The sequence below is a fragment of the Phenylobacterium sp. J367 genome, assembly GCF_024699985.1.
Classification (GTDB): domain Bacteria; phylum Pseudomonadota; class Alphaproteobacteria; order Caulobacterales; family Caulobacteraceae; genus Phenylobacterium.
This window is the reverse complement of the sequence record NZ_JAJONA010000001.1, coordinates 1-25,278: the sequence shown is the minus strand read 5'-3', so window position 1 is coordinate 25,278 and position 25,278 is coordinate 1. Positions and strand designations below refer to the sequence as shown.

Below are 25,278 nucleotides of genomic sequence, written 5' to 3'. Positions count from 1 at the left end.
TCTTCCTCAGAGGCCTGGGTGATTTGCTTTGCGAGTTCCCGAAACGACGGCCTCTCCCAGATGGAAGGGGAAGCTTCGGGCTCGTTCTGGTTGGCGGGGGTGGGGAGCATCAGGACGGCTCCCGGAGGCTCAGCCAGTCTTCAAGCGCCGACTTGCCGTCCGCGTTGACCCGGTACGTGACCATCCGCGCCTCGGAGCCGGTGATGAGGTCCCAGAGGCCGCTAGCCTCCGCGCGCTTGGCCCACTCGGAGCCGCGCTCGGTGGCGTAGAAGTTCCGGTAGCACTCACCTTCGCGGAGCGTGCTGAGGTCCGGCCGCCCGAGGGCGTGGTGGAGGTCGTCGAAGTCGGCGTCGGTGATCTCGATGCAGGGCATCACTGGCCCTCCGCGCGGGCAAGCTCAGCGGCTTGGCGAAGGGCGGCGACGACCTCGGCCTGGGTGCGGTTGGGGCGGTCGTTCCAGTAGCCGACCTCGTCCAAGCGGATGACGCGGCGGACCCAGCGCAGCGCTGGGTGTGCATACGGCGTGTAGGCGTATTGGGGCGAGACCCGCTCAACGGCGCCCACCGCACACCAGCACACCGCGTCTTGCTCGACGGGTTCGATTGGAAGGCCGGTCGCCGTCCTCGCGCGAATGCCCGTCGTCCAAGCCCCTTCCGGCTCGATCAGCGCAGCAGCGGCTTCGAGCACTTCGCTCGGCTTCTTGGGGGCTTCCATCACGCGCCCTCACGCAGGTAGATCAACCCGTCGTCGCCGAGCGTGACGGTGAGGGGAGGCCAGTCGGCGTAGATGCCGTTCTGACGGTCGGCCCAGAAGTAGCGCCCCCAGGTCGCGTCGCTGCCGGTGAGCTGCATCGCGAGGTAGCGGCCTTGATACGCCTCGCAGTCCTTCAGGATGCGCGCCAGCGTCTCGGGGGCGAGGTGGTGGAAGCCATACGGCACATCCCGCCAGCCGGCTTCGCGGGTCGCCCTCGCAGCAATGCTCGCAAACAGCGCCTCCACGTACCCTTGCTGGAAGGGGGTGAGGTCGGACCACGAGAAGGTGAAAGGTCCGCCGCTCGTGGCCCGCTGGGCCGTCACGTAGCCGCTCGTATCGAGCGTGAAGGCTTCCATCTCAGCGATCCTCATTCCGAAGCCGATGAGCCAGGGCCGCGCCCATGCTGTCGGCGAGCCCGTCCAGCGGGCCGGTGTAGGTGGCGGAGCGGGGGTGCTTCCCGAACGCCGCGTTGATCTCGGCGAAGGCGGCCGGCAGATCGTCCAGCGCGCTCTTGAGCACGAAGGGCTTCTTCGGCGAGGCGGCCTCTACGCCCTGGTCTTCCACGAGGACGCGGAAGGCCCGGATGCAGGCCAGCTCGGCGGGGGTGTGGGCGTGGGCCATGGGTCAGGCCTCGGCCTTGGAAAGGGCGGCGCGGATTTCGCCAGCCGTGATGATTTCGCTGACCGAGCGCGACCAGTGATGGTTGTCCGCGGGGTTCTGCGCCTTCACCAGAAGGCGCGCGCTGTCGGGCAGGCCGTCCAGGCGAACGCGCCGCAGCAGGCTTTCCGGGGTGATCTGCGCCAGACGCAGCGCCTCGCGAAGATCGGCCGCCTCTTGGCGCGCGCTATCGCGTTCCTGCCGGGCTTCTCTGAGAAGCGCCGCGGCTTCATCCATCAGGAGGCTGGTAATTGCGCCCATCTCTCGCTCCTATCCAGAGGAGCTAGCCAGCGGCTGGCGTCCTCGTTCGATGGGAGGACTATGACAGAACCTCATAGCTAGTCAATGACAAATTATCCAAGGACGTCATATGCCGTTCGCGGACACACTGAAGCTTCCCCAGACAGCGGAGGCTTTAATGAAAGCTATGATTGTGGGGGGCGGCATTCCTCGCCTCAGTGGCGACCGCGGCGGTCGCGCAGGGCTACAAGCCCTATCAGCCGTACAAGCCATACTCTCCGCCGGCGCCCGCGCAGCCTAAGACCAGCTACGACTGGCAGTCCGGCAACCGCATCACGGCGACCCCCAACCAGGACGGCTCGACGTCTATCCGGGGCAGCAACATGAACACCGGGGCAATGTGGCGCTCGACCATCGAGGCGAACGGCGACCAGCGCGGCGTCGATAGCCGCGGCAACATGTGGCGCTACAACGAGAGCACCGGATCATACATGAGTTCCGATGGCACGACCTGCATCGGCAAGGGCGCGCTTCGGACCTGCAACTAGTCCGGCTGGAAAGAGTACATCACCGTGCCAACGATCCGCACGGTCACGCCGTCGAGATCCTTGTGGGGGATCGGCGTCTGATGGGCGGGGTGCGTGGACCGGGGCCATAGTTCCAGGTCGCCCCGTCCATTCACCACAAGCTCTTTGACCGTCGTCTCTACGAGGCCGTCGGGGCGCGCCCTCTCAACCACGACACGCTTGCCGATGGGCAGCGGGCCGCCGTGCCAGGGCTGGACGATCACATAGGAGCCGTCCGGGTAGCGCTGGTCCATGCTGGGGCCAGACACGCGCAGGGCAAAAGCACCAGAGTCCACGACTGATTTTGGCGCAGGTAGCGTTTCCGGCTCGTGTTCCAGATCGGTAAACGCCACTTCCCGCCAGCTCCCCGCCTCTACGGTGCCTTTGATCGGTAACCCTACGGCGGCCTGCGGCTTAGGCGATATGTGCGGTATCGTCGCGCCGCCTGGGGAGGTGGCGGCCAGGTAAGCGCGGATCTTGTCGGCCTCATCGGCTTGTATCCGGCGCGAGCCCGCGCACATGCGGTTCACCTGCTCGGCCGCCAGACCCATAAACCGCGCCAAGGCGCTCTGAGAGCGCCCCGGCTTCGCCAGTTCCGCCTTCAGCCAAGCCGGATCGATACCCAAGGGCTGTGTCCCATCCATGGGTAGGACAGAAACTATGTCCGGCATGGAGTCGCCTATAGCGGATGCATCATAGTTTCCTGCGCCTTTGTCATTGACGGAACTATGAGGAAGCGTCATAGTTCGACCATGACACCGGCTTCGGAGATCGTGGAACGGCTCGGCGGCTTCAAGGCCGTGGCCGACCAGCTCGGCATCACTCGCAACGCTGTCCAGCGGTGGACGTACGACGCGCCGCGCGGACACAACAACCGCGTCCCCCAGAAACACTGGGCGACGTTGGTCGAGAAGTCGGGCGGAAAGGTCGCGCTCTCCGAGCTGATGACCGACGAGGTCGCGCAGATCGTCGCGGTCGCTACGGCCAAGCCGAAGCGGCGGAAGGCCGCCTGATGGCGCGCGAAATCCCACTCACCAAGGGCTTCGTCGCCATCGTGGGCGATGAGGACTTCGACTGGCTGAACAAGTGGAAGTGGCACGCGGTCGTGCCGAAGGCGGGCTTTGTCTATGCCCGTCGCCGCGCGGATTGTGCCTACGTGCTGATGCACCGCCTCATCCTGAATGCCGATCTCGGCTTGGTGGTCGATCATATCAGCGGCGACACCCTCGATAATCGGCGCAGCAATCTCCGACTAGCAACGCGCCGCCAGAACAACGCCAACAAGCATCGGGTTTGGTCCGCGGCCGGCTTCCGCGGCGTCTGCCACACGCCGCTGTCGCGAGTGCGGCCCTTCAAGGCGCAAATCAACTCGCAGTACCTCGGACAGTTCGAAACCGCCGAGGCGGCGGCGCGCGCATACGACAAGGCTGCGCGCGAGCTGTACGGGGAGTTCGCCAGCCTCAACTTCCCGGAGGCTGCATGACCTCCGCATCACTGAACACGTTCGCGCGTCTCCTCCCCCCAAAACGCGCGGGAGCGGGCTGGCCTGGATCTCCAGCCGGGCCGCCCGCTCCAACCTATCGCGCTGATGGTACCGGAGCGCCGCTCGCCAAAGCGCCACTCGGGTTTCCACATCCTCGCCTTCCATCGCGGCCAAGCACCGGAAAGCCTGGGTAAGTCCGTCCGTCCGTCCAACCTCCGTCATGTCCATCCGTCCGATTGCCCCAGCGGCCCCGCGCCGCAAGCGAGGCAACGATGGACGTAACGATGGACGAGATCACCTCCCTCGGAGGGACCATTTTACCCCTCAACCGCCGGCGCCGTGATGCGCTGATGGTGTTCGCGAGCCGGTCTGCGGCGAAGGCTGACAAGGCCCCCCAGGCTTGGGTTCGCGAGACGTGGGATCTCGAAACGTACGAGGCGAAAGACCTTCTGAAAGGCAACGCCTCGGAGGCTGTCTGGGAAAAGATCATCCGTCACCGCAACGGCGGCTGGCGTGTGGTCCTGCCGATCATGGGGAGCGTGATCGGCCACAGCCTCGAAGACTTCATCGAAGCTGAGAGAAGGGAGCTTGAGCATGAAGCTCAGGCACGAGAGCGGCGAGCGCGTGAACTCGCCGATGCCGAGGCGTTTCTACGCCGCCGCCCTGTGGCTGCTGTGGGGGCTGGGTCTCGCCCTCCAAATCCTCGGGTTCACCTATAAGCCCGGGTTCGCCGCGCGCCTGACGGCTGCAAAGCGCCTCGCTGATCTGCGGGGAGGGCGATGATGGAAGCCTTCCTCGGCGGCGTCCTTATCGGGCTCGCAACGCTCGACATCAACCGGCTCTGGCTAAGCGCTTGCCGCGGCGTGGCGCTTGGCGGTGGCATCTATCTGGCCGTGCGGGTGTTCGCATGACCGACCTCACCAACCTCAAACCCTATGACGCCATAGGCCTTGGCATTGCCTCTGCCCTGGTGGTGATCTTCTGCACCCCGTTCGGATGGATCGGGGTGGCGGTTGCGTTCGCTTGCTGGAGCTTCCTCCGGTGACCCGCCCGTTCAGCCCCCTCAAGACGCTTGGCGAGCTGGCGGATCACGACGCCCGGCGGAAGACCAAGTACGGCAACCGCAAGACCACGGTCGGCGGGATCGAGTTCGATAGCGCCAAGGAAGCCAAGCGCTGGGGCGAACTTCAGCTCCTGGAGCGCGCCGGCCAGATCACCAACCTCCGCCGCCAGGTGCCCTATCCGCTGACCGTGGACGGCGTGCGCGTCGCCAAGCTCATCGTGGACTTCGAGTACCGCGAGAAGGGCGAAGTCGTGGTGGAGGACGTGAAGTCCGCCTACACCCGCACTCTACCTGTTTGGCGGCTAAAGTCCAAGCTTTTCAAGGCCATCTACGGCTTCCCGGTGAGGGAGGTCTGAGATGATCGACGTCCAAGATCTCCACGACCGCTCCAGCGAGGAGCTGCGCGAGATGGCCGCGCACATCGCCGGCATCCTCGCGCACCGCGACGGCGACGGCGGCGCGCAGACCGCCTCTGCCTATCAGCGCATCGCCGACCGCCTCACCGGCAAGCCCAGGAGGGCCGCATGAAGACCGTAAGCGTTCCCTCGCGCCCTCGTAACGGCTGGACCGCGGAGCGCGTCATCGCGCTGAACGCGATGATCGAAGCTGGCGCGACCGTAGAGGAGATGGCGGCTGCGCTCGGCCGAACCACGAACTCTATCCGGGCAAAGCTCGGCGCAGAGCACATCCCGGCCCGCGCGACCGCCGCCGCTGCCGCCCTGAGCAGTCGGCCCGACCCGGTGCGGTCCAGCGACGACGTTCACCTCATGCAGGTGGCGCGCGCTAACAACGGCAAGGGGTTTCCCTTCTACGACCTGCGCGCGGCCTATCGGGTGGCGGCATGAGCCGGATCACCGCCGAGGTCGTCAACCTCAAGCGCACCGACGGCTGGTACGCGGGAACCGTTCGGTTCTCGCACGGCGTCGAGCTGGAGTTCTTCGTGAGCCCGAGTGGGCGCGAGGTGCGGTTCTACAAGGCCGATGGCGTCGGTGGCGGCATTGGCGGCGATCGAGCGTATCCGCATCGCCGGGCCCTCCTGGTGGCTCTGGGCCTGCCTGCCAACGCGGCCGGCGACGAGCCCAAAAGGAGGCGGGCCGCCCCGCTTCACCTTTCCGCCATCGAGGCGCGAATGCCGGACAGGCGGATGGAGGACATCGCCGATCTTGTGGCTGAGCGGTACGAGATCAGCGTCAAGGAGATGAGGTCTCCCGGGCGCCAGCCTTACCTCGTCGTTCCGCGCCAAGAGGCCATGTCCCTGATGCGTCAGGTCGGCTGGAGCACGCTCCAGATCGGCAAATTCTTCAACCGTGACCACAGCACGGTCTCATGGGCCGACGCGGCGCACCGCAGACGCCTGGACGCATATCGGGCCCAGGCGTCCGTCACGTTGGAGGCGGCGGAGTAGTGTTCCTTTCCGACCGCACCATGCGCCTCCTCATGGAGATGGATGCGCCGACCGAGGCCAAGGTTGCGCTGTTGAACTCCATGCGCGCCGACGAAGAGGCCGCCGCCGCCACGCAGCGCCGCCGCGCCGTCGACCGCGATCGACAGGCGAGGCACCGCGAGCGGACGACTGCCGACGTCACGCCCGAGGACGTGACAAAGCGTGACAATGCCGACAATGCCGTGACGAAGCGTGAGGAAGCGGACGTCGCCCCTCGTACGTACGCGCAGGTAGTTAACCCTATCTCTTCTTCACTTCGTTCAGAAGAGGTTGGTGGTGGTGATGGTGGTGAAACGCGCGAGCGTGCTCAGAAACCCGCCGATGACTGGCCCAAGGGCAACGGTCCCCACCTCGCCAAGCTGCTGGTCGAAGCCGCCGCAAGCCCGCACCTCGACCTGAACCGCTCGCCGGACCTGCACACCACGGTCGGCCGGCTGATCGCCTGGAAGCGGGAGGGCGCAAGCTGGGAGCACGACGTCCTGCCGGTCGTGACCGGCGTGTGCGCCAAGCAACGCTCCCGGATCAGCACCTGGAAGTTCTTCGACGCGGCCATTGCCCGCTCCATCGCCGAGAACCGCGCCGCGCTGGAGATCCCCGAAGCCCGGGTTGCGCCGAGGGGGCAGGGGCCTCCGGGCATGGTCGCCCAGATCGCCGCCGACCACGCCGAAGCCCGCCGCAGAGCCCTCGAAAGCTAGACCCCAATGGCCGAAAAGACCGAAGTTTACGACGCCATCGAAGCCCTCGCCGTCCACTGCCGCCCGCCGCTGATGAGCGTGGAGCAGCGGACGCTCTGGCTGCGGGACTGGGCGAACGACCTGGCCGAGTTCCCGCTGGATTCGATCAACACGGCCTGCCGGAAGTGGCGGCACTCGGGGACGGCGAAGTTTCCGACCGCCGGCCAGCTCCTGCCGCTGATCCGCGAAAGCCTGCCGGTGCAGGGCGAGCGGGTTCAGATCTGGCGCCCGGCGACGGCGAGCGAGTACGCCGCCATGAGCCTCCGCGAGAAGATCCGGGAGCACACGATCCTCGCCCACGAGGCGGGGTCCAAGGCCGGGCCGATGTTCCGCAACACCTCGCAAGGCAAGCGGATGATGGGCGTTCACTTGGATGCCGAGGAGATGCCCGACAACTGGCGCATCTGGAAGGCCGAGGAGAAGCGCCACCTGGAGGAGGCCTCACGCCTCCGGTCGAAGCTGTTCGAGGCGCAGCGCGCGCCCATGGCGGCCGAGTGATGCTGCGGGTCGCTGATCTCTACTGCTGTTCGGGCGGAGCGACGCGGGGCATCCAGCGCGCCGCGTCCCGGGCCGGTGTCCGCATCCACGTCACCGGCTTCGATATCAAGCCGCAGCGCCGCTATTGCGGCGACGCCTTCGAGCAGCGGGACGTGCTGGCGATCACCGCTGAAGAGCTGCGCGAGCGGTTCGACTTCGTCCATGCCTCGCCGAAGTGTCAGAAGTTCACGAAGCTGAAGCACGCGCCGGGCGCCAAGGGTGACGAGCACCCGAACCAGATCCCCGATACGCTGGCTATCCTGAAGGCCAGCGGCTGCGACTGGACCCTGGAGAACGTCGAAGACGCCGCCCCGTGGATGCCCGGCGCGATCACGCTTTGCGGCACGATGTTTGGCCTGGGGGCGCAGGGCTGCGAACTCCACCGCCACCGCCTCTTCATGGCGAGCTTTCCGATCAGCGCCCCCTGCCAGTGCGCTCACTCCGGCGGCCCCGTCATCGGAGTCTATGGCGGCCACGGCCGGAAGCGCTCGGCCAAGTTCGGAGGCCGGGGCACTCGCGACGTCTGGGAGGGCGGACACCGCGCCGCGTGCTCAGAAGCCATGGGTATGGATTGGGCGACGCTCAACGAACTGAGTGAAGCGATCCCGCCGGCCTACATGGAGCACCTGTGGCTGCAATACCTGGCCTACCGGGTGGGCGAGCTCGCCGCATGACCCGCCACGCCCCCGACGCCCTCGGATCGGCCGCGAAGGCTGTTGCTGTGATCGCTGGGAAGCTCTCGTTCCACGGCCACGGGGCTGCGTCTGGTGATCTCTCCCGGGAAGACCGGGCCTACAACATCGAACGCGCCTCCTCCTGCTTCCGGGCTCTGTGTGAAGCCTGGAAGGCTGTTGAGGAAGCGGCTCCGAACAGAACTCAGGCCGGATACGAACACCATGCCGCGATGGCTGTGCGAGCCGAAGAGCTTCGATCTGGATCTGGTCACGACCTTACAGCAGCTCTGGTTCTTGGAGATCAAAGACCAGATGGAGAAGGAGAGGGGTGAATGATGCCTGATGTTGGGCCGCTGATTAGGGCGCTTTGCGTCCTGTCCGTCATCGGTGTGGTGGCTAGCCTCGGCTGCCTGCTTGCCGGGGTGTTGTGGCTCGCCGAGCACGTGGTGATCCGGTGAGGATGCTCACCTACTTGGCGCTCGGCTTCGCCATGCCCCAGACGGCGCTTGCCGGGGAGTGGCCAGCCTTTGTCGCCGTGCTCGTAGCATCGCTGGCATTGCTGGCGGAAGCCAGCTCTGCAGCGCGTTCAGAATAGCAGAAACACTAGACAAAACAACCCACTTAGCGCATTATCGAGGAACAGATGGACGACGCAGCCGAACAGCCGAAATGGTACGCCGTCCGAACGGCGACCCGGCAGGAGCAGAAGACCGTTGCCAGCCTCCGCGAACTCTATCGCGAGCGCGGCTGGGGATCGGGCGACTTCGACGTGTATCTCCCCTGCGAACGCCGCTGGGGGGCCTTACAAGCGGGACGGCAAGACCCGCGAGGTGAAGGAGCGCCCGCTGCTGGTCGGCTACCTCTTCACCCGCGTAGAGCCCCGCGAGCTGTGGCGCGTCGAGGACGTGTTCGGCGTGTACAAAGTTCTGGATCACGCCCGCGAGGACGGCCGGCGAATCCCGACGCCGATCCCCGACGCCTTCGTGGACAAGCTCCGCACCGCAGAGGACGCAGGCAAGTTCGACCGCACGCTCAGCCGGACCCGAGCCAAGGGCGCAGAGCGAAGCACCTGGCAGAAGCTGGAAGACTTCAAGGCCATGAGCGAGGAAGAGAAGCTTCGGGCCTTGGGCGCGTTCCTCGGGGTGAAGGTCGAGCCCGAGCCGGACGAAGAGCCCGACTACAGCGGCGCCATGGACGAGAAGAGGGCGGCATGAGCTACGTTCCCAAGCCCGGCACCGGCACGCTGTTCAAGAACGATCGCAAGGAGGAAGGATCACCAGCCCGACTATAAGGGCACGCTGACCCTGCCCGACGGCTCCACCATGCAGCTCGGCGGCTGGATACAGTCCAACGCGAAGGGCAAGTACCTGTCGCTCCGGGTGAGCGCCTTCCTGCCGCCGAAGGGCGACGCCGAATAGCACATCTAGCGGACTCACGCACACGTGACCGCTATTAGTTGTTGCAAAGCTCGCGCGCCCGCGTTATAAGCGCAGTTGGCCACTGTCCGCGTTCCGTGCCGTGCCGGCCGGGCAACCCAGGCGCTGAGTTCGACTCGCGCCACGTTGGGAAGGCCATGCCCACTTCGCCGCTTGCCTGCGGCAACCCAACGCCCGCCCAGACACACCCGCCAACATTGTCTGTACGCAAGAGGTCTGCGAGCGGGCTCCTTATTCGCAAACCCGCATAACCAAGCGGTATGCGCTCTACCGCATAAGCGGCTCACCCTCACGCGAGGTCACGATGACCGGGAGGCGGAAGCCCTACACCGCGCGCGGCATCCATCGGGTGCCCTGTTCTCGTTGTGGCTCGCCGTCCCTCCACCAGTGGCAGGTCTGCGCCAACGGAAACCGCTGGCTCGGCGTGTGCCTGGACTGCGACATCGCTCTCAACCGGCTCTCCTTGGAGTTCATGGCCGTCCCCAACGCCGATGGCTTGATGGCGGCGTACGAGGCCCGGGCGCGGGGGAGGGCCTGAGGCCGTGTCGGAGCAAGTCCTTCACGGCCTGATCCAGCAAGCCCTCAAGGCCCACGAACAGTCCCGCGCCTGGGTGGTGGTCGGAGACGACGGCGCCATCTGGAAGCACATGGGCGGCGGGTCCTACATCAAGGTCGGCTGGATCAAGGACGAAGAACTCGCCAACGCCCTGCGCTTCAGCCAGGTGCCGCAAGAGCAGATCTAACCAACCGACGCCGCAACAGAAACCGAGCGGCAGAGGAGGGGATATGGCCCAGGTCGGGCGCCCAACGAAGTACGACCCCTCCTACTGCGAGGGCGTGAAAGAGTTCATGGGGCAGGGCTACAGCCTCACCGCCTATGCCGGCGAGATCGGCGTGGCGCGCTCTTCCATCAACGAGTGGATGGCTGCGCACCCCGACTTTTCGGAAGCGGTAAAAGTCGGCCAGGCCAAACGCACGGCGATCCTGGAGCGCGGGCTTCTGGACGGCGACAGCGGGCCCAAGGTGACGGCGCGCATCTTCGCGCTGAAGAACGCCGCGCCCGAGGAGTGGAAAGACAAGATCGCGCACGTTGGCGGCGACGACGCCGATGCGCCGATCAAGTCGGAACTGACGGTCAAGTTTGTCTGAGGTGAAGATCCCGGGCGCGTTCCGGGAGCTGTTCGACCCGCAGCACCGGGACTACGCCTACTACGGCGGCCGGGGCGGGGCGAAGTCGCACAGCATCGCTGGGGCGCTCGTGATCCAGGCCGCGGCAAGCCCGCTGCGGATCGTCTGCGCCCGCGAGATCCAGGAGAGCCTGCGGGACTCGGTCAAGCAGCTCATCGAGGACAAGATTGCCGACTATGGGCTCGAGGATCACTTCGAGAGCCTGAGGGACGAGACCCGCGCCAAGAACGGCGGCCGGTTCGTCTACAAGGGCATGTGGCGAAACCCCGACGCGCTGAAGTCGCTCGAGGGCGCCGATGTGTTCTGGGGCGAAGAGGCGAACCGCTTCTCCGGCCGCTCCATCCGCCTGATCCGCCCGACGATGCGGAAGCCCGGATCGCGGATGATCTGGTCGTGGAACCCGGAGTTCGACCACGACCCGGTTGACATGCTGTTCCGGGGTCCAGCGGGGCCACCGCCCAACAGCATCGTGCGCGAGGTGTCCTGGAAGGACAATCCGTGGTTCGCCGATACGCCGTTGCTGGCGGAGATGGAGAACGATTACCGCGTTGACCCGGCGATGGCCGCCCATGTGTGGGGTGGCGAGTACGTCTCCGCGGTCGATGGCGCCTACTACGCCGCCCAGCTTGCCGCGGTGCGGAGCGAGGGCCGGATAACGGCGCTGGCCCGCGATCCGCTGATGCGGGTTCGGGCATTCTGGGATCTGGGCTGGCGCGACGCGACGGCCATCTGGGTTGCGCAGTTCGTCGGGCGTGAAATCCGCGTGCTCGACTACATCGAGGGCCGCGGGCAGGAGCTGGGTTACTACGTCAGCGCGCTCCGGGCCGGCGGATGGGACCAGGCCCTGATGGAGCTTCCCCACGACGGCCAGAACGTGACGGTCACGTCGTCGGGTTCGGCGCAGCAGCAACTGCGAGCGGCGGGCTTTGAGGTCAACGTCACGCCCAACCAGGGCAAGGGCGCGGCGCTCGAGCGTGTGGCTGCGGCGCGGCGTCTGTTCCCGCGCATCTGGTTCAACGACACGCCCACGGTGGCGATCGGCATCAAGGCGCTGGCGGCCTACCACGAGCGGCGTGACGACCGGCGCAAGGCTGGGCTGGGGCCGGAGCACGACTGGGCCTCGGACCCGGCGGACGCCTTCGGGCTGATGTGCATCGCCTACCAAGAGCCGGGCGGCACCTACGACGACGAAGAGGAGTGGCGCGACGATGCAGGACGCAACAGCGCCACGGGGTACTAGACGGTGAGCGAAGCCTTCGACACCGAAGCCGAATTGCCCGAAGAGGAGATGGCCGAGGAGCAGCCGCGCGGGCTTCGACCTCGCCGCGGCGATCAACAGCCCGAACCTCGCCTTCGACCTGGATGAGAACACGCTCGCCCGCATCGGCGCCAAGGTCTGCGAAGAGTACCGGATCGACGTCGATAGCCGTAAGCGCGAAGGCTGGGACGAACGATACGAAGAGGCCATGAAGCTCGCCCTCCAGACGAAGGAGGAGAAGAGCTATCCCTGGCCGAAGGCGTCGAACATCAAGTTCCCGCTGATCTCGACGGCGGCGATCCAGTTCAACGCCCGCGCCTACCCGGCGATGATCGACGGCCCGAACATCGTCAAGGGCGCCATCAAGGGCCGCCCGACGCCTGAGAAGCAGGACCGCGCCGACCGCATCGGCAAGCACATGTCCTGGCAACTCTTGGAGGAGATGGACGACTGGGAGGAGGACACCGACCGCCTTCTGATCCAGCTTCCGATTGTGGGCTGTGCGTTCCGCAAGACGTGGTTCGACCCGCTGAAGGGCTACAACTGCTCGCATCTCGTCTCGGCCGGCGACTTCGTGGTCAACTACTGGACCCGCGACCTGGAGACCTGCCCGCGGGCGACGCACGTCCTGCCGCCGATGTACCCGTACGAGGCCGAGGAGAAGATGCGCTCGGGCCTGTGGCTGCGGGTGGATCTGGGCCGGGCTCCGGACGCGGCGAACGACGACGACGCGCCGCACGTGTTCCTGGAACAGCATCGGCTGTGGGACCTGGACGAGGACGGCTATCCCGAGCCGTACATCGTCACGGTGCACAAGGAGACCGAGCGGGTCGTTCGGATCGTCGCGCGCTACGACGAAACAGGCGTCGAGATGAGCGAGGAAGGCGAGATCGTCCGGATCACGCCGACGCGCGCCTTTACGAAGTACGGTTTCATCCAGGCGCCGGATGGCAGCTTCTACGACATCGGGTTCGGGACCCTGCTGGAGCCGCTGTCCGCCACCATCAACTCGACCATCAACCAGCTCATGGACGCGGGCCACCTGGCCAACGTGCAGGGCGGGTTCATCGGCGACGGCGTGTCGATCAAGTCCGGCAACCTGCGCTTCAAGCCGGGCGAATGGAAGCGGGTCACGTCAGCGGGGGCCAACCTCCAGCAGAGCATCGTGCCCTTGCCGGTCAAGGGCCGTCCGCGGTCCTCTTCCAACTCCTCGGAATGCTGATCGAGGCGGCGAAGGACGTCACGGCGACGCAGGACATTCTGGGCGGGGACGCGGGTCGCGGCACGATGCCGGTGGGCACGGTCTCGGCGCTGATCGAACAGGGCCTGAAGACCTTCACCGCCATCGTGAAGCGCCTGCACCGAGCGCTGAAGAAGGAGTTGGCGATCCTCTACCGGCTGAATGGCCGGTTCCTGCAACCCGAAGCGTACTTCACGTTCCAGGACGTGGAAGGCGTGGTGGCGCAGGCCGACTACCAGGCGCGGGATATGGACGTCGTGCCGGTGTCGGACCCGAACATGGCGACGGACATGCAGCGCATGGCGCAGGCGCAGTTCACCATGCAGTTCATGGGTGCGCCGGGGGCGGATAGCCGGGCCATTGCCCTGAGGGCGCTGGAAGCGGCCCGCGTGCCGGAGCCCGAGGAGCTGTTCCCGGCTCCGCAAGGCCCGCCGCCGCCCGATCCGAAGCTCCTCGTCGAGAAGGCCAAGGCGGACGCCAAGGACCGCGAACTGAGCATCAAGGCGGCGGAGGCCGCGGCGAACATCGCCCAGACCAACGCCCAGACCGAGAAGACCGAACTCGAAACCCTGATGATGGCGCCGCAGTTCAAGGCGGCCATCGACGCCGCTGTGCAGCAGGGCGTGCGTCAGGCCATGGAGATGATGGCGAATGGCGGAGCCCCGGAGGTTCGACCGCAAGACGTTCGAGGCATGGGCCAACCACCCGCTGACCCCGCTCCTCCTCCAGTTCTTCAAGGACCGGCAGGAGGCGGCGGCCCGCCTATGGGCGAAGGGAACCCCGATGTCGGAGGCGGAGCAATGCTCGGCCCGCCTGATGGGGGAACTGGCGTCCCTGGAATGGGCTGACGTCAGAGACTTCTACGAGATCCCGCCCGAGGCGGACGAGACAGAATCTGGCGCGCAGTAGCGCCCGATAGCCCGCAGGAAACCGGGCTCAGCACCAGCACTATAGGCAAGCATGGATAACGCCAGCGGGCATGTCCCCGTTGACCAGCGGATTCTGGTCAAGCCGGACCCGGTGGAGGAAGTGTCGAAGGGCGGGATCATCCTCGCCGACACGACCCGCGACCGCTCAAGTACGCAGCCACCAAGGCCACCCTTGTCGCCGTTGGCTGCAATGCGTTCCGAGATTGGGGCGACCACGCCCGCAAGCCGATGCCCGGGGAGAGGGTGCTGTTCGCGCAGTACACCGGCGCCCGGGAGAAGGGGGCGGACGGCGAGGACTACATCATCATGAACGATGAAGACCTCCTCACCGTGATCGAGGGGGCGTCCGAATGAGCGAAGCCCCGGAGCACATCGAAGGCGAGGAGTCGCAGGTCGTCGGCGCGGAAGCGCAGGGCGGCGAACAGGATCAGGGCCCATCCGTCGAGGACCGCGCCCTTGCGATGGGCTGGACCCCGCAGGGCCAGTTCAAGGGCGACCCGGCCAAGTGGGTCGATGCGGAAACCTTCGTCAAGCGCGGCGAGGAGTTCCTGCCGTTCCTGAAGGCCAACAACGCCCGGCTGGAAAAGGCGCTGGATCGCACCCGTGCGGACCTCGCCAAGCTCGCCGAGCACCACTCGAAGACGGCGGAGCGCGAATACCAGCGCGCCCTGCGGGACATCGAGGCGCGCATTGCGGAGGCGACCGCGGCGGGCGACGCCCAAGGCGTCATGGATGCGGCGGACGAGCTTGCGGACCTCCGCGCCGACGCCAAGGCGGGCGCCAAGCCCGCCGAACAGGGTCCGAACGAGGAGTTCAAAGCCTGGCAGGCCGAGAACGAGTGGTACGGAACCGACAGGGCGCTCTCCGCCGCGTTCGACGCCCTGTGCAAGGACGTTCTGGAGGAGGGTTACACCAAGCCCAAGGCTGGGCTGAAGGAGGCGACGAGCCGTCTGAAGGCCGCCTTCCCCGAGAAGTTCGCCAAGCCCGCCAACCCGAACCGGCAGCAGGCCGCAGCGGTGGAGGGCGGCGGAGCGCCGGCCCGACGCGGCAGCAAGTCCCGCGCCGACCTCCCTGCCGATGCGCGCTCCTTCATGGACCGCATGGTGAAACAGGGCCTCATGACCGAGGCCCAATATCTGAAAGATTTCTTCGGACAATGAGCACGCAGGAAAACCCCGCTCAAACGACCGCCGCCACCCAACCGGAAGGTGGGGCCGTCCCGAAGTCGCAGCGCCGGCGCAGGGCCTCCACGGGAGGCTTCAAGCAGAAACTGGATGCGCCGCAGCGCAAGGGCTACGTCCGCCGCTGGGTGGACAACGACCCCTCCCGCATCATGGCGATGGAGGAACTGGGCTACGCCCTGGCCGCCGAGAAGGCCGGCAGTGATGAGGCCCGCACGGACGGGATGGGCACGCGGATCGCCCGCCACGGAGGAAAGCGTGGCGACGGGCAACCGCAGCAACTCGTCCTGATGGAATGCCGGGCCGAAGACTACGCCCTCGGCGTGAAAGAGAAGGAAGACGCCCTCAAGCCGTTCGAGGAAGCCCTTCGGGCAGGGACGGATACGACCGGGCGCATGACCGACACATACGAGCCGCGCGACCGCAGCTCGATCTCCCACCAAACCGGCTGACGCCCTGACGGGGCGCCGCCGAGAGGATTTTCAACATGGCAAACGCTGATACGCCGTTCGGGCTCAAGCCCGTCCGGCATCGGAACGGTGCGCCCTACAACGGGGCGTTCCGCGTCTATTCGGTGGCCGCCGGCAACGCGACCGCCATCTTCGTCGGCGACCTCGTGACCGGCGCCGGCACCGCCCAGACCATCGACGGGGTCGTGTACTCCGACGTGGTGCAGTCCGCCACCGGCGACATCTTCCAAGGTGTGGTCGTGGGCGTCCTGCCCGTCACCCAGGACTCGCTGAAGTACCGGGCCGCCTCGACCCAGCGCCTGCTGGCCGTCGCCGACGATCCGGACCTTCTGTTCGAGATCCAGGAGGTGTCCGGCGGCACCCCGCTCGCCGCGAACGACATCGGCTTCAACGCCAACGTCGTCGTGGGCTCTGGCAGCACCGTGACCGGCCTGTCCGGCATGGAGCTGAACAACGCCACCGAGGCCACCACCAACACCCTCGACGTCAAGATCGTGGGTCTCGTCAACCGCGCTGACAATGAGGTCGGCGAGCACGCAAAGTGGCTCGTCGCGCTCAACCGTCACCGCTTCGCCAACCAAGTCGCGGGGGTCTGATCCATGAGCACGATCAACACCGGCTCCATCGCGAAGCTTCTCTGGCCCGGGCTGAACGCCGTCTGGGGCAAGGGTACATGGAGCACCCGCAAGAGTGGCGGGACATCTTCGCTTCCGAGTCGTCCACCAAGGGCCGCGAGGAAGAGGTGCTGATGCCTGGGTTCGGCCTTGCGCCGATCAAGAACGAGGGCGGCGGCGTCTCCTACGACACGACCAGCCAGGGCTACACCTCGACGTACACCCACGTCGAATACGGCCTGGGCTTCATCGTGACCCGCAAGGCGATCGACGACAATCAGTACGAGAAGAAGGCCCTGGGCTCGACCCGCGACCTCGCTTTCTCCTTCCGTCAGACGAAGGAGAACGTGGCTGCGAACATCCTGAACCGCGGCTTCAACTCGTCCTACACCGGCGGCGACGCGAAGGAACTGCTGGCGACGGATCACCCGATCCAGGCCGGCACGTTCCAGAACGAGCTGACCACCCCGGCCGACCTCTCCGAGGCCGCGCTGGAGGACATCTCCGTTCTGATCATGAACGCCGTCAACGACCGCGGCCTGCGCATCTCCCTGATGCCCCGGGCGCTGGTCGTGCCGCCGGCGCTCATCTTCGAAGCCACCCGCATCCTGAAGTCGCAGCTTCAGAACGACACCGCGAACAACGCCGTCAACGCTCTGCGGACGATGGGCATGTTCCCGGAAGGCCCGAAGGTGAACCACTACCTCACGGACACCGACGCGTGGTTCGTGAAGACGAATGCCCCGAACGGCCTGAAGCACTTCGAGCGGATCTCTCCGGAGTTCGCGCAGGATAACGACTTCGACACGTCGAACCTGAAGTACAAGGGCTACGAGCGGTACAGCTTCGGCTGGACCGACCCTCGCGGCATCTACGGCTCGGCCGGCGCCTGATCCGGCATCGACTAGGGGCGGGCCTTCGGGCTCGCCCCACCTCCTTTTCCAGCCCGTCAGACGCCTAAGGCGACGCCTAGAGAGACGGACGGGCGCACCCTCTAGGGGACACCCCACATGGCCACCACGAAATTCCGCGGGTACGTGCAATCGACCCTCGGCTTCATCGGCAACATCGTCGGCGACGTGACCGGCGCCCTGGCCGGCCTTCAGGTCAAGTCCGTTGCGACGGTCGTCGCCGCGGGCTCCAACAGCCAGGCGAACGCCACGGCGCTCACCGCCTTCCACAACATCGTGACGACCGTCTCGGCCACGACCCGCGCCGTGAAGCTGCCTACCGCGGCGACCGGCAAGGTGGTGTCGATCCATAACGACGCGGCGACCGCCGTGAAGGTCTATCCGCAGACCGGCGGCCGGATCAACGCGGCCTCGACCAACGCGGTCGGCACGCAGACCATCGCCCAGAACAAGGGCAACATCTACATCGCGCAGGACGCCACCCGCTGGCGCGTGGTCGCCAGCGCCTGATGCTCGGCATCATCGACTTCGACGTTCGGGTTCCCTATCCGGACGATGTGTTGGCGAAGCGCGTCGTGGAGAACACGGCGCGCGGCCTTCCCGAAGCGAAACCCGAGGCCGACAAGCCCGGCGTCCTGACGATCATCGCCAACGGCCCCAGCGCCGTCGAGGCGATCAACCGCTGTCAGCACCAGACCACTCTCGCGCTCAACGGAGCGCTGAAGCTGGGACGCCGACCTACTGGGCGGGCTGCGATCCGCAACCGCTCGTGGCGAGCTTCCTGAAGGGCGCTCCGGCGTCCACCACCTACTTCGTCGCCAGCAAGTGCCACAGCGACGTCTTCGCCGCGCTGGAGGGCCGGGACGCCCGCCTCTGGCACATCGGCGACAGCCACCCGGCCGGCGTGCCCACGGCGTGCAGCATCACGCTGACGGCGATGAGCCTCTTCCGGATGATGGGCTGGAGGCGCTTCCGCACCTTCGGCTGGGACGGTTGCTACATGGATGGCCGCGACCACGCCGTCAGCCAGCCCCACAGCGGGCAGGACGTGACCGTCGAGGTCGGCGACCAGGAGTTCCGCACCACCACGACGTGGGCCTGCGAGGCGCAGGACGCGGTGAACCAGCTCAGCTTCGCCGACTACGAGGTGGAGGTCATGGGGGGCGGCATGATCGGCGCAATTCTTGCCATGAAGGGCCTCGCGCATGTCGGATGAACAGCGCATCGGCGACTGGAGAGTAATCTGCCAGCGGAGCGGTTTTAAGGCGTGGGCCTCGGACTGCGTGAAGCAGTGGGACGGGGCCTATGTGCTGCGCCGGTTCGCTGACCAGCGCCACCCGCAGGACTTCGTGCGCGGCATCCCCGACAACCAGCGGGTTCCGTGGGCGAGCCCTGAACCGACCGACACCTTCCTGTCGCCCGGCGACGTGACCCAGAGCGACCTCTGATGGCCACGTCAGGTTCGGTCGATTTCACCCGCACGGTTCGCCAGATCGCCACGGCGGCGTTGATCCTGATCGGCGCGCGTGCACTGGGTGAGGACCCCGACGCCGAGGAGATGGACAAGGCGCTCGAGCAACTGAACCTCATGGTTAAAACCTGGGGTGCGGACCCGGCGCCGAAGCTCTGGCTGAAGACCGAAGCCGCCGTGACGCTGGTGGCTTCGACCGCCTCCTACACGTCGTCTCCCGTGACCCTGATGCGCAAGGTTCTGTCCGCCCGCCGCCGGATCGGCTCGGGGACGTCGCAGAACGACCTGCCGCTGGAGATCTACAGCCGCGACGAGTACGAGGAGCTTCCGAACAAGCTCTCCACCGGCTCGCCGCTGGGAGCCTATTTCGACCCTCAGCGGGCCACGCGCACGCTCTACGTCTGGCCCGTGCCGGACGCGACCATCGCAGCCTCCACCACGCTCCGGGTGACCTATCTCCGGGTGATCGAAGACCTCGACGCGCTGGAGAACGACTTCGACCTCCCGCAGGAATGGCTGGAAGTCCTGCAATACGGCCTGGCCGCCAGGCTGGCCCTTCCGTTCCGAATGCACCTGACCGACCCGACCGGGTACGCGGAGATCAAGGCCCGCGCCGGCGACCTCTACGCGCAACTCTCGTCCTGGGACGAGGAAGAGGCGTCGGTCTTCCTCTCACCCTATCACTAGCAGGAGCCGTCATGGGCAAGAGCACCGGCACGTACAGCGCCAGCAGGGCTGTGGCGGTTACGCAGAGTGATGCGACAATCATCCCGGCAACTCGCGCCCTGTATGTCGGCACGGGAGGCCCTTTGACCGTCACCATGGCAGAGGGCGGCAACGCCACGTTTGCCAACGTACCGTCTGGCGCTGTTCTTCCAATTCAGGTGACTAAGGTGCTCGATACGGGCACCGACGCCACAGACATCGTGGCGCTGTACTAGGTCGATGGAAATCGGGCTCTCGCTGGGGCTGACGGGGCGGGGACAAGCGCCCGATGCCTGGGTTCTGCGCGACGACCGGGGCGACGCTTTCCTGTGGGACGCGGATTTTGTCGCCGGGCGGTACTACTACAACGGCACGCTCTATCCGACGCTGAGCGGCTGGCTGACGGCCATCGGAGCCACGTTCGGTCGCGCCTCGGCGGCGGGCTACCGCGACAGCACCGGGGCGTGGGCGGTGGCCTCCAGCGGCACGCTCCGCCAGCACCGGACGGCGGCGGCGAAGGGCCTTGGCCTCGTGCTGGAAGCCAACCGCGCGCAGTTCCTTACGAGCCCGACCGCACCGGCCACGCAGACCCAAAGCCTCGCCGCAGCCACCTACGTCTGCTGGCTTGAGGGCGCGGGTTCGGTTGAGCTGTCGGGCGGCCCAACCGGCACCGTGACGGAAGGCAACCCCGTCACCTTCACGCTTGGCGGCACGACGGCGGTCACGTTCACGGTCTCGGGCGACGTAACGCGCTTCCAGTGCGAGCGCGACTATCCCTCGACGTTCATGGCGACCAGCCGGACCGCGGCGGACAGCCTGGTCATCGGCCCGAATGGCTCCTCAAGCCCTTCACCGGCTGGAGCGACACCGAAGGCACGCTGGTCGCGTGGGCTCGCACCGCGCAGGGCTTCCGCACCTCGGATCAGATGCTGGTCCAGATCGATGACACCAGCAACAACGAGCGGCTGGCGATCTATCGCTCTTCGGCGGGCGCGAACCTCTCGGCAATCGTCGTGGATGGCGGCGTTACCCAGATGAACCCGAGTCTCGTCGGCATCCAGTCCGACGAAGACCGGGGATCGCACTGGCCTGGAGAGCCAACGACATGGCCGCGTCCTTCAACGGGGCGGCGGAGACCGGCGCGACCAGCGCCACGGTGCCCTCTCCAACCCGGCTGGTGATCGGCAACAAGATCGGCGGCGACCAGTGGTTCGGGACGGTTGCCCGGCTGGCCTACGCGCCCCGGCGCATCCCGGATCTGAGCGAGCGGGCCACCCTGTTTCCCGTGCGCACGCGAGCCATCCACGGGCTGGGCGACAGCTTCGCCTCCTCCGGCTGGCGCTCGGCGCTGGATTCGCTTCTCACCGTCCCGCTCAGCATGGATGGCGTCGGGGGCTCGACCCTCGTTGAACAGGCCGCGCGCTGGGCGCTGACCCCGGCCTTCTGGCGCGACACCCTGATCATGACCGACGACATGTCGGGCATGGATATTTCCACGATCCTCGCGACCTACGCGGAGATCATCGGCCGGCTGAACCACAGCCGCTTCCTGATCATCGAGCCGGGTATCGGGGTGGGCGAAACCACGGGCTCGGCGGGCCGCATCGCCCGCGACGCCAAGTGGAACGCCATCGTGGCGGCCTACCCGAACAACACCGTGCCGGTCCTGGCCTACATGCAGTCGCTGAGCGACGGCGGGGGTGGACGATACGCAGTACGTGGCGGATGGGTTGTGGCCGCTGTCTTGCCTGACTTCCGCCGCCGATTACCATCCGAACACCAAGGGCAACACCGGCTACGCGCAGGTCACGTACGATGCTCTGGTCGCGCAGGGCTGGGCGTAGCCGTTGTCCCGGCGCCTAAACAGTAATACGGTTCCGGAATGCAGTGGATCGAATTGCGGGCCTGCCCAGCCTGCCAGGAACCAGCGTCCGCTAAGATCGGCAAGCTAAGGGCAAAATACTATAGCTTTGGGGGCAGTCGCCGTCCGATGCCGAGGGGCGGCGTTGCTTTACATAGGTGTGTAACGTGTGGGCTTGTCTTCAAGGCCGTCGTTCCAGCACCGCAAGAACTCACCGACGCGACGTCCGATGCCGAGGGGTCGCTGTGGGGCGGCAACTATGACTACGCCGACGAGATCGCCTGCCTTGAGGCGCTTGATCTTGTCGGGGCTGACATCCTCGATGTCGGCGCGGCGGGCGGAGAGTGGCTGGCGGCGCTGCCCGCGGGCGGGCGGCGATCAGCCCTTGATATTGTTCGGTTCAACCGGCTCGACACCGCCGGTGGCGGCGAATTCATCGAGGGCTTCCTCGACAGCTCTGAACTCATGTGGAGCGGAAGGCCTTACGACGTCATAACCGCATTCGATATCTTCGAGCACCTGTACGACCCGTCCGCCGCACTGGGTAACTGCCGATCCATGCTCAAGCCTAGCGGATGGCTCGTCATTGAAACCGGCGACGCCGACGCAATGCGACGACGCCCCGGGGACTGGCCTTATCTGAATCTTTTTTGAGCATCACATCGCATGGAACCGTCAGTCGCTCGCCGCAGCAGCGCGAGCGCACGGTTTTCGAAATCGTAAGCTTCGAGCAAAAGGCGCACAAGGGGCCAGCCGGTCCGCAATCGCTTTCATGGAGGGCGCGCACTGCGCTCTATCGGCTGCTTCCGGAACTTTATGTGCAGGCAATGAACGCGGCCGGAGCGAGGAGCAACCCACCGGGCGATCCGGCGTCAATTGATCACTTTCGCGCCGTCCTGAGGCGCACCTAGGCGAACGCGCTCAGCGCGCCGCCTGCGCGCATCTGGGAGCGGTGTTTGATGGTGGACGACCTGACCCCGAACTCGCCTTGGCGGAAGCGGCGGCTCGCTCAGATCGACTCTCGCTACGAGCGTTTCCTGGCCGGTGGCTTCCCGGCCCCAGCCCTCGGCGAGGGAAACCCTTCAATGCCGCAACGAGCTGGATCGGACGAACTGGCTGGCGATGCTCGGCATGTGCGTCGAGGCGGAGGCGATCGGCCTGGGAGATGAGCCGATCCCGATAGGCTTCCGGGCGACCTCCAACCGCTCGTTCGTGGTGTCGTTTTCCGAGGCGTCGCTGATCCTTCGGGCGCTGCGGGCGTGGGCGGCGGTCGCACAGGCCAACTGGTGGCGGATGAAGGATCTGGTGCGGAGCGCCGAGACCCGGGCCGACCTCGACGCGATAGACCTTGATGCGGGGTGGCCATGAGTGAGATCGCCTTGGGATTCGGAGCCTACGAGCGCACCGGCAATCCGACGCTGGTGTGCAAGAACCTCTACGCCGAGAGCGTGCTGACGCCTTCGGGCTCGCGGCTGCAACTCCGCGCCCGGCCCGGTCTCGCCAGCTTCAAGACGGTGGGCTCCGGCCAGCTTCGCGGCATCGGCTTTCGGGACGGACTGTTCGACAACAGCGCCATCGTGGTCTCGGGGGCCGCCGTTTACACCCTGACGGCCGCCGGGGTCCTGACCGCGCTCACCGGAGCGGTGGCGGGCGATGACCTGGTGGATATCGCGTTCGGGCAGGACGCCGACCTCAACAGCGTGGCCTACATCGCCTCGGGCGGCGCGCTCTACAAGGTTCTGAACGGCCTCGTCACGCAGGACACCAGCTTTCCGGAGGCTGGGGCCTCGTCGGTGGATTTCATCGCCGGGAACTTCGTCGCCTCCGCGTCGGGCACGGACAAGTTCTATTACCTCGCCCCGGCGGCGGTTTCGTGGGAACCCCTCGACTTCCAGTCGGCGGAATATGCGCCTGACCCGCTGGTGGCGGTGCGGACCCGGGGCGATCAGCTCGCCATGCTGGGCTCCAGCACCTTCCAGGTGTTCGCGCTGAGCGGCGACGGCAACAACCCGTTCGCGCCCTATGGCGGGCTTGACGACGATTTCGGATGCCGGGCGCGGGCGACGGCGGTCAACTGCGTCGGGACGCTGATGTTCGTGGACAGCCGCTGCAACGTGCGGCGGTGGGATGGCGGGGTTCCGGGCATCGTCTCGGCCCCGGGCCTCGCCAAGCTGATCGCCGAGGCGGACAGCATGGATCTGGTCGCCTGGACCTTCACCATCCCGGGCCACCGGTTCTACGTCCTGCGCCTCTCGCAGTCCTCGACCTGGGTCTATGACCTCGACGGGGAAGGGGAGCGCTGGACCACCTTCGAGAGCTACGGTTACGACTACTGGCGGGCCAACCTCGGCTGCAACATCGGCGACGTGGTTCTGGCGTGCGATGCGCTGGCCGCCACGGTCTATCGGCTGGACGAAGATCGGCGGACGGACGTCTCTGATCCGGTCATCACGCAGGGCTGCGCACTGATCGAGGCGGCGGAGGTTCCGCAGCCGATCGCCAGCCTGACGATGATCTGCGACCTCGGCGATGCGCCGCGCGACGGGGACGGCTCCGACCCGAAGATTCAGCTCCGCATCTCGCGCGACACCGGCAAGCTGTTCGGCGCCTGGAAAGAGCGCCCGATGGGGGCGACGGGCGAATACAAGACCTTCCCCCCGGTTTAACGCGCTTGGCTCAGTCCCGGCGCACCAGATGGCGGTCGTTCAGTTCCGAGTGTCCGACCCCATCGGCCGGGTGTTCAAGCGGCTGGTGGCGAACGCGGCATGAGCATCCGTTCCGCGCGCCTGTTCCTTGATGGGGGCCTGCCCGCGCCGCTTCTCCTCGCCCAGTGGCGGGCCAAGGGCGCGGAGCGGGCGCTTCAGGCGCGCACCCCGCTGGTTTCCGCCGGCCTCGCCACCAACGAGTTCCGTTCCGTCTGGGCCGTCGCGTTCCCCGCCCGCCAGCCGCTTCCGAGCGGCCCGCTCGCCAACCGCGACGGGACCGGGACGGACCTGTTCTGGGAAGCCTTCACCTAAAGGTCTCTACGCATGGTTTTTCCTTGGGTCGCTGCCGCAGTCGCGGCCAGCGCGGTCGGCTCTGCGCTCATCAACCGCTCGGCGACGAACCGCGCCTCCGACGCGGCGGAGAGCGCTGCCAACGCGAACGCGCAGGTCAATCGGGAGATCTACAACCGGGCGCGCTCCGACCTGTCGCCTTACCGCGATGTCGGGAGCGCGGCGGTCTCTCAACTCGGCACGCGCGTCCTTGGCCCGACTGCGGCGCCCGCAACGGGTGGCGGCCCGGCCACCGGCGGTGGCTCGACGGCTTCGCCCAGCGGGCCCGACTGGAACGCCTACCTCCAGGCGAACCCCGACGTCATGCGGGAGTTCCAGGAGAGCGCCAAGGCTGACCCGAACAGCCCGGCCTTCCGCCAGCACGGCCTCCAAAGCCCGGAAACCTTCGCCCAGTGGCACTCACCAGACCTATGGGCAGAACGAGGGGCGGCAACTCCCGCAGACCCAGTCCACGCCGGCACAGCCGACGACTCCGGCCGACCCGAACGCCCCGCCGCCGGCCCAGACCGGTGCCGGTGGGACCCCGACTGACCTCATGACGGCGACGCGCCCCGACGCGCAGCCTGCGCCGACGTTCGAGCGCCCGGGGACCCAGCCGCCGCCGGACTACACGCGCCCGGATCAAGGCGTTTCGCCGGGTTTGTCAGGCCCGACCAAGGCGTTGCGCCCGAGTTCGTCCGCCCGAACCAGCCGGACTTCACGTTCGATCAATCAGCGCCGTCGTTCAGCTCCACTTCGACCAGAACAACATCAAGCCGACCCCGGCTTCTATCAGTTCCGCCTCGGAGGGGATGCGGGGCGTCAACC

General features: G+C 66.7%; 42 protein-coding genes and 1 pseudogene. 37 read left to right on the top strand and 6 right to left on the bottom strand.

The features are described 5' to 3' along the window. Positions 1-109 precede the first annotated feature (109 nt). From LRS04_RS00215 to LRS04_RS00195, 5 genes are read right to left on the bottom strand one after another with little or no spacing between them, the layout of a single operon-like run. The gene (locus LRS04_RS00215; protein WP_257814643.1) at positions 110-373 is read right to left on the bottom strand and encodes a hypothetical protein; all 264 of its coding nucleotides are present in this window, start codon (positions 371-373) and stop codon (positions 110-112) included. Further along, positions 373-714: a hypothetical protein gene (locus LRS04_RS00210; RefSeq protein ID WP_257814642.1), complete on the bottom strand. Its 342-nt coding sequence runs from the start codon at positions 712-714 to the stop codon at positions 373-375. The genes LRS04_RS00215 and LRS04_RS00210 overlap by 1 nt, the downstream gene beginning before the upstream one ends. Beyond that, entirely contained in the window at positions 714-1,109 is a 396-nt protein-coding gene (locus LRS04_RS00205) for a hypothetical protein (protein WP_257814641.1), read from the bottom strand. The genes LRS04_RS00210 and LRS04_RS00205 overlap by 1 nt, the downstream gene beginning before the upstream one ends. 1 nt (position 1,110) lies before the next feature. Beyond that, positions 1,111-1,374 (bottom strand): hypothetical protein, encoded by a 264-nt coding sequence (locus LRS04_RS00200; protein WP_257814640.1) that lies wholly within the window; start codon positions 1,372-1,374, stop codon positions 1,111-1,113. Positions 1,375-1,377: 3 nt separating this feature from the next. After that, positions 1,378-1,671: a hypothetical protein gene (locus LRS04_RS00195; protein WP_257814639.1), complete on the bottom strand. Its 294-nt coding sequence runs from the start codon at positions 1,669-1,671 to the stop codon at positions 1,378-1,380. 170 nt (positions 1,672-1,841) lie between these two features. Here LRS04_RS00195 and LRS04_RS00190 point away from each other — a divergent pair, with 170 nt between their 5' ends. Continuing rightward, complete coding sequence (locus tag LRS04_RS00190; protein ID WP_257814638.1) at positions 1,842-2,198, top strand: hypothetical protein; 357 nt, start codon at positions 1,842-1,844, stop codon at positions 2,196-2,198. On the opposite strand, the gene LRS04_RS00185 is transcribed toward LRS04_RS00190, so the two are convergent. Then, on the bottom strand, positions 2,195-2,842 hold the full coding sequence (locus tag LRS04_RS00185; protein ID WP_257814637.1) for a LexA family transcriptional regulator: 648 nt from the start codon (positions 2,840-2,842) through the stop codon (positions 2,195-2,197). The genes LRS04_RS00190 and LRS04_RS00185 overlap by 4 nt on opposite strands. A 147-nt stretch (positions 2,843-2,989) precedes the next feature. On the opposite strand from LRS04_RS00185, the gene LRS04_RS00180 reads away from it, so the two are divergent. From LRS04_RS00180 to LRS04_RS00005, 36 genes and pseudogenes are all read left to right on the top strand, one after another. Beyond that, the gene (locus LRS04_RS00180; RefSeq protein WP_257814636.1) at positions 2,990-3,229 is read left to right on the top strand and encodes a helix-turn-helix domain-containing protein; all 240 of its coding nucleotides are present in this window, start codon (positions 2,990-2,992) and stop codon (positions 3,227-3,229) included. Next, entirely contained in the window at positions 3,229-3,699 is a 471-nt protein-coding gene (locus LRS04_RS00175) for an HNH endonuclease signature motif containing protein (RefSeq protein ID WP_257814635.1), read from the top strand. Before LRS04_RS00180 ends, LRS04_RS00175 begins: the two co-directional genes overlap by 1 nt. Positions 3,700-3,983: 284 nt before the next feature. After that, positions 3,984-4,418: a hypothetical protein gene (locus LRS04_RS00170; RefSeq protein WP_257814634.1), complete on the top strand. Its 435-nt coding sequence runs from the start codon at positions 3,984-3,986 to the stop codon at positions 4,416-4,418. A gap of 63 nt (positions 4,419-4,481) precedes the next feature. Further along, positions 4,482-4,610, top strand: coding sequence for a hypothetical protein (locus LRS04_RS00165; protein WP_257814633.1), 129 nt, complete (start codon positions 4,482-4,484; stop codon positions 4,608-4,610). Continuing rightward, positions 4,607-4,744 carry a hypothetical protein gene (locus LRS04_RS00160; protein ID WP_257814632.1) on the top strand — a complete coding sequence of 46 codons (138 nt, stop codon included), beginning with the start codon at positions 4,607-4,609 and terminating at the stop codon, positions 4,742-4,744. The genes LRS04_RS00165 and LRS04_RS00160 overlap by 4 nt, the downstream gene beginning before the upstream one ends. Further along, a complete protein-coding gene (locus LRS04_RS00155) occupies positions 4,741-5,118 on the top strand; it encodes a DUF1064 domain-containing protein (RefSeq protein ID WP_257814631.1) in 378 nt (125 codons plus the stop codon). The genes LRS04_RS00160 and LRS04_RS00155 overlap by 4 nt, the downstream gene beginning before the upstream one ends. 1 nt (position 5,119) lies before the next feature. Then, entirely contained in the window at positions 5,120-5,290 is a 171-nt protein-coding gene (locus LRS04_RS00150; protein WP_257814630.1) for a hypothetical protein, read from the top strand. Beyond that, positions 5,287-5,607, top strand: coding sequence for a hypothetical protein (locus LRS04_RS00145; RefSeq protein WP_257814629.1), 321 nt, complete (start codon positions 5,287-5,289; stop codon positions 5,605-5,607). The genes LRS04_RS00150 and LRS04_RS00145 overlap by 4 nt, the downstream gene beginning before the upstream one ends. After that, the gene (locus tag LRS04_RS00140) at positions 5,604-6,167 is read left to right on the top strand and encodes a helix-turn-helix domain-containing protein (RefSeq protein WP_257814628.1); all 564 of its coding nucleotides are present in this window, start codon (positions 5,604-5,606) and stop codon (positions 6,165-6,167) included. Before LRS04_RS00145 ends, LRS04_RS00140 begins: the two co-directional genes overlap by 4 nt. Continuing rightward, entirely contained in the window at positions 6,167-6,901 is a 735-nt protein-coding gene (locus LRS04_RS00135; protein ID WP_257814627.1) for a hypothetical protein, read from the top strand. The genes LRS04_RS00140 and LRS04_RS00135 overlap by 1 nt, the downstream gene beginning before the upstream one ends. A 6-nt stretch (positions 6,902-6,907) precedes the next feature. Next, positions 6,908-7,438 (top strand): hypothetical protein, encoded by a 531-nt coding sequence (locus LRS04_RS00130; RefSeq protein ID WP_257814626.1) that lies wholly within the window; start codon positions 6,908-6,910, stop codon positions 7,436-7,438. Beyond that, on the top strand, positions 7,438-8,151 hold the full coding sequence (locus LRS04_RS00125) for a hypothetical protein (RefSeq protein WP_257814625.1): 714 nt from the start codon (positions 7,438-7,440) through the stop codon (positions 8,149-8,151). The genes LRS04_RS00130 and LRS04_RS00125 overlap by 1 nt, the downstream gene beginning before the upstream one ends. An 830-nt stretch (positions 8,152-8,981) precedes the next feature. Next, on the top strand, positions 8,982-9,365 hold the full coding sequence (locus LRS04_RS00120) for a hypothetical protein (RefSeq protein WP_257814624.1): 384 nt from the start codon (positions 8,982-8,984) through the stop codon (positions 9,363-9,365). Positions 9,366-10,129: 764 nt separating this feature from the next. Further along, a complete protein-coding gene (locus tag LRS04_RS00115) occupies positions 10,130-10,330 on the top strand; it encodes a hypothetical protein (RefSeq protein WP_257814623.1) in 201 nt (66 codons plus the stop codon). Positions 10,331-10,373: 43 nt separating this feature from the next. Continuing rightward, a complete protein-coding gene (locus LRS04_RS00110; protein WP_257814622.1) occupies positions 10,374-10,736 on the top strand; it encodes a DNA-packaging protein in 363 nt (120 codons plus the stop codon). 1 nt (position 10,737) lies between these two features. After that, a complete protein-coding gene (locus LRS04_RS00105) occupies positions 10,738-12,015 on the top strand; it encodes a PBSX family phage terminase large subunit (RefSeq protein WP_257818900.1) in 1,278 nt (425 codons plus the stop codon). 3 nt (positions 12,016-12,018) lie between these two features. Then, positions 12,019-12,141, top strand: a complete 123-nt coding sequence (locus LRS04_RS00100) for a hypothetical protein (protein WP_257814621.1) — start codon at positions 12,019-12,021, stop codon at positions 12,139-12,141. Between the two features lie 100 nt (positions 12,142-12,241). After that, positions 12,242-13,255 (top strand): hypothetical protein, encoded by a 1,014-nt coding sequence (locus tag LRS04_RS00095; protein WP_257814620.1) that lies wholly within the window; start codon positions 12,242-12,244, stop codon positions 13,253-13,255. Beyond that, the gene (locus tag LRS04_RS00090; RefSeq protein ID WP_257814618.1) at positions 13,249-14,121 is read left to right on the top strand and encodes a hypothetical protein; all 873 of its coding nucleotides are present in this window, start codon (positions 13,249-13,251) and stop codon (positions 14,119-14,121) included. Before LRS04_RS00095 ends, LRS04_RS00090 begins: the two co-directional genes overlap by 7 nt. Positions 14,122-14,367: 246 nt before the next feature. Next, positions 14,368-14,556, top strand: a pseudogene (locus LRS04_RS00085) (hypothetical protein); the annotation flags it as partial. Then, on the top strand, positions 14,553-15,362 hold the full coding sequence (locus tag LRS04_RS00080; RefSeq protein ID WP_257814617.1) for a hypothetical protein: 810 nt from the start codon (positions 14,553-14,555) through the stop codon (positions 15,360-15,362). The pseudogene LRS04_RS00085 and the gene LRS04_RS00080, both read left to right, overlap by 4 nt. Next, positions 15,359-15,835, top strand: a complete 477-nt coding sequence (locus tag LRS04_RS00075; protein WP_257814616.1) for a hypothetical protein — start codon at positions 15,359-15,361, stop codon at positions 15,833-15,835. Before LRS04_RS00080 ends, LRS04_RS00075 begins: the two co-directional genes overlap by 4 nt. 35 nt (positions 15,836-15,870) lie before the next feature. Next, a complete protein-coding gene (locus tag LRS04_RS00070) occupies positions 15,871-16,449 on the top strand; it encodes a hypothetical protein (protein ID WP_257814615.1) in 579 nt (192 codons plus the stop codon). 77 nt (positions 16,450-16,526) lie between these two features. Next, positions 16,527-17,360 (top strand): Mu-like prophage major head subunit gpT family protein, encoded by an 834-nt coding sequence (locus tag LRS04_RS00065; protein ID WP_257814614.1) that lies wholly within the window; start codon positions 16,527-16,529, stop codon positions 17,358-17,360. Between the two features lie 117 nt (positions 17,361-17,477). Then, a complete protein-coding gene (locus LRS04_RS00060; RefSeq protein WP_257814613.1) occupies positions 17,478-17,888 on the top strand; it encodes a hypothetical protein in 411 nt (136 codons plus the stop codon). Further along, positions 17,888-18,163: a hypothetical protein gene (locus LRS04_RS00055; protein ID WP_257814612.1), complete on the top strand. Its 276-nt coding sequence runs from the start codon at positions 17,888-17,890 to the stop codon at positions 18,161-18,163. The genes LRS04_RS00060 and LRS04_RS00055 overlap by 1 nt, the downstream gene beginning before the upstream one ends. Next, positions 18,148-18,594: a hypothetical protein gene (locus tag LRS04_RS00050; protein ID WP_257814611.1), complete on the top strand. Its 447-nt coding sequence runs from the start codon at positions 18,148-18,150 to the stop codon at positions 18,592-18,594. The genes LRS04_RS00055 and LRS04_RS00050 overlap by 16 nt, the downstream gene beginning before the upstream one ends. A gap of 67 nt (positions 18,595-18,661) precedes the next feature. Beyond that, positions 18,662-18,826, top strand: a complete 165-nt coding sequence (locus LRS04_RS00045; protein WP_257814610.1) for a hypothetical protein — start codon at positions 18,662-18,664, stop codon at positions 18,824-18,826. Further along, positions 18,826-19,536 carry a hypothetical protein gene (locus LRS04_RS00040; RefSeq protein ID WP_257814609.1) on the top strand — a complete coding sequence of 237 codons (711 nt, stop codon included), beginning with the start codon at positions 18,826-18,828 and terminating at the stop codon, positions 19,534-19,536. Before LRS04_RS00045 ends, LRS04_RS00040 begins: the two co-directional genes overlap by 1 nt. An 11-nt stretch (positions 19,537-19,547) precedes the next feature. Then, positions 19,548-19,790, top strand: a complete 243-nt coding sequence (locus tag LRS04_RS00035; protein WP_257814608.1) for a hypothetical protein — start codon at positions 19,548-19,550, stop codon at positions 19,788-19,790. A gap of 4 nt (positions 19,791-19,794) precedes the next feature. Beyond that, positions 19,795-20,592, top strand: coding sequence for a hypothetical protein (locus LRS04_RS00030; RefSeq protein ID WP_257814607.1), 798 nt, complete (start codon positions 19,795-19,797; stop codon positions 20,590-20,592). 67 nt (positions 20,593-20,659) lie between these two features. After that, positions 20,660-21,424 (top strand): hypothetical protein, encoded by a 765-nt coding sequence (locus LRS04_RS00025; RefSeq protein WP_257814606.1) that lies wholly within the window; start codon positions 20,660-20,662, stop codon positions 21,422-21,424. Positions 21,425-21,436: 12 nt separating this feature from the next. Next, positions 21,437-22,069, top strand: coding sequence for a class I SAM-dependent methyltransferase (locus tag LRS04_RS00020; protein ID WP_257814605.1), 633 nt, complete (start codon positions 21,437-21,439; stop codon positions 22,067-22,069). 477 nt (positions 22,070-22,546) lie between these two features. Next, the gene (locus tag LRS04_RS00015; protein ID WP_257814604.1) at positions 22,547-22,783 is read left to right on the top strand and encodes a hypothetical protein; all 237 of its coding nucleotides are present in this window, start codon (positions 22,547-22,549) and stop codon (positions 22,781-22,783) included. Next, on the top strand, positions 22,780-24,081 hold the full coding sequence (locus LRS04_RS00010) for a hypothetical protein (protein WP_257814603.1): 1,302 nt from the start codon (positions 22,780-22,782) through the stop codon (positions 24,079-24,081). The genes LRS04_RS00015 and LRS04_RS00010 overlap by 4 nt, the downstream gene beginning before the upstream one ends. 99 nt (positions 24,082-24,180) lie before the next feature. Then, complete coding sequence (locus LRS04_RS00005; protein ID WP_257814602.1) at positions 24,181-24,432, top strand: hypothetical protein; 252 nt, start codon at positions 24,181-24,183, stop codon at positions 24,430-24,432. Positions 24,433-25,278: the final 846 nt, after the last annotated feature.

Bases quoted from the DNA above. Each gene is read 5' to 3' on its own strand.
- LRS04_RS00075 (WP_257814616.1), top strand. From the start codon at position 15,359: ATGAGCACGCAGGAAAACCCCGCTCAAACGACCGCCGCCACCCAACCG.
- LRS04_RS00160 (WP_257814632.1), top strand. From the start codon at position 4,607: ATGACCGACCTCACCAACCTCAAACCCTATGACGCCATAGGCCTTGGC.
- LRS04_RS00020 (WP_257814605.1), top strand. From the start codon at position 21,437: ATGCAGTGGATCGAATTGCGGGCCTGCCCAGCCTGCCAGGAACCAGCG.
- LRS04_RS00080 (WP_257814617.1), top strand. From the start codon at position 14,553: ATGAGCGAAGCCCCGGAGCACATCGAAGGCGAGGAGTCGCAGGTCGTC.
- LRS04_RS00150 (WP_257814630.1), top strand. From the start codon at position 5,120: ATGATCGACGTCCAAGATCTCCACGACCGCTCCAGCGAGGAGCTGCGC.
- LRS04_RS00165 (WP_257814633.1), top strand. From the start codon at position 4,482: ATGGAAGCCTTCCTCGGCGGCGTCCTTATCGGGCTCGCAACGCTCGAC.
- LRS04_RS00010 (WP_257814603.1), top strand. From the start codon at position 22,780: ATGAGTGAGATCGCCTTGGGATTCGGAGCCTACGAGCGCACCGGCAAT.
- LRS04_RS00055 (WP_257814612.1), top strand. From the start codon at position 17,888: ATGCTCGGCATCATCGACTTCGACGTTCGGGTTCCCTATCCGGACGAT.
- LRS04_RS00175 (WP_257814635.1), top strand. From the start codon at position 3,229: ATGGCGCGCGAAATCCCACTCACCAAGGGCTTCGTCGCCATCGTGGGC.
- LRS04_RS00195 (WP_257814639.1), bottom strand. From the start codon at position 1,671: ATGGGCGCAATTACCAGCCTCCTGATGGATGAAGCCGCGGCGCTTCTC.
- LRS04_RS00095 (WP_257814620.1), top strand. From the start codon at position 12,242: ATGAAGCTCGCCCTCCAGACGAAGGAGGAGAAGAGCTATCCCTGGCCG.
- LRS04_RS00130 (WP_257814626.1), top strand. From the start codon at position 6,908: ATGGCCGAAAAGACCGAAGTTTACGACGCCATCGAAGCCCTCGCCGTC.
- LRS04_RS00125 (WP_257814625.1), top strand. From the start codon at position 7,438: ATGCTGCGGGTCGCTGATCTCTACTGCTGTTCGGGCGGAGCGACGCGG.
- LRS04_RS00060 (WP_257814613.1), top strand. From the start codon at position 17,478: ATGGCCACCACGAAATTCCGCGGGTACGTGCAATCGACCCTCGGCTTC.
- LRS04_RS00215 (WP_257814643.1), bottom strand. From the start codon at position 373: ATGCCCTGCATCGAGATCACCGACGCCGACTTCGACGACCTCCACCAC.
- LRS04_RS00015 (WP_257814604.1), top strand. From the start codon at position 22,547: ATGTGCGTCGAGGCGGAGGCGATCGGCCTGGGAGATGAGCCGATCCCG.
- LRS04_RS00110 (WP_257814622.1), top strand. From the start codon at position 10,374: ATGGCCCAGGTCGGGCGCCCAACGAAGTACGACCCCTCCTACTGCGAG.
- LRS04_RS00065 (WP_257814614.1), top strand. From the start codon at position 16,527: ATGGAGCACCCGCAAGAGTGGCGGGACATCTTCGCTTCCGAGTCGTCC.
- LRS04_RS00025 (WP_257814606.1), top strand. From the start codon at position 20,660: ATGGCCGCGTCCTTCAACGGGGCGGCGGAGACCGGCGCGACCAGCGCC.
- LRS04_RS00210 (WP_257814642.1), bottom strand. From the start codon at position 714: ATGGAAGCCCCCAAGAAGCCGAGCGAAGTGCTCGAAGCCGCTGCTGCG.
- LRS04_RS00145 (WP_257814629.1), top strand. From the start codon at position 5,287: ATGAAGACCGTAAGCGTTCCCTCGCGCCCTCGTAACGGCTGGACCGCG.
- LRS04_RS00005 (WP_257814602.1), top strand. From the start codon at position 24,181: ATGAGCATCCGTTCCGCGCGCCTGTTCCTTGATGGGGGCCTGCCCGCG.
- LRS04_RS00035 (WP_257814608.1), top strand. From the start codon at position 19,548: ATGGGCAAGAGCACCGGCACGTACAGCGCCAGCAGGGCTGTGGCGGTT.
- LRS04_RS00090 (WP_257814618.1), top strand. From the start codon at position 13,249: ATGCTGATCGAGGCGGCGAAGGACGTCACGGCGACGCAGGACATTCTG.
- LRS04_RS00205 (WP_257814641.1), bottom strand. From the start codon at position 1,109: ATGGAAGCCTTCACGCTCGATACGAGCGGCTACGTGACGGCCCAGCGG.
- LRS04_RS00030 (WP_257814607.1), top strand. From the start codon at position 19,795: ATGGAAATCGGGCTCTCGCTGGGGCTGACGGGGCGGGGACAAGCGCCC.
- LRS04_RS00140 (WP_257814628.1), top strand. From the start codon at position 5,604: ATGAGCCGGATCACCGCCGAGGTCGTCAACCTCAAGCGCACCGACGGC.
- LRS04_RS00200 (WP_257814640.1), bottom strand. From the start codon at position 1,374: ATGGCCCACGCCCACACCCCCGCCGAGCTGGCCTGCATCCGGGCCTTC.
- LRS04_RS00070 (WP_257814615.1), top strand. From the start codon at position 15,871: ATGGCAAACGCTGATACGCCGTTCGGGCTCAAGCCCGTCCGGCATCGG.
- LRS04_RS00040 (WP_257814609.1), top strand. From the start codon at position 18,826: ATGGCCACGTCAGGTTCGGTCGATTTCACCCGCACGGTTCGCCAGATC.
- LRS04_RS00170 (WP_257814634.1), top strand. From the start codon at position 3,984: ATGGACGAGATCACCTCCCTCGGAGGGACCATTTTACCCCTCAACCGC.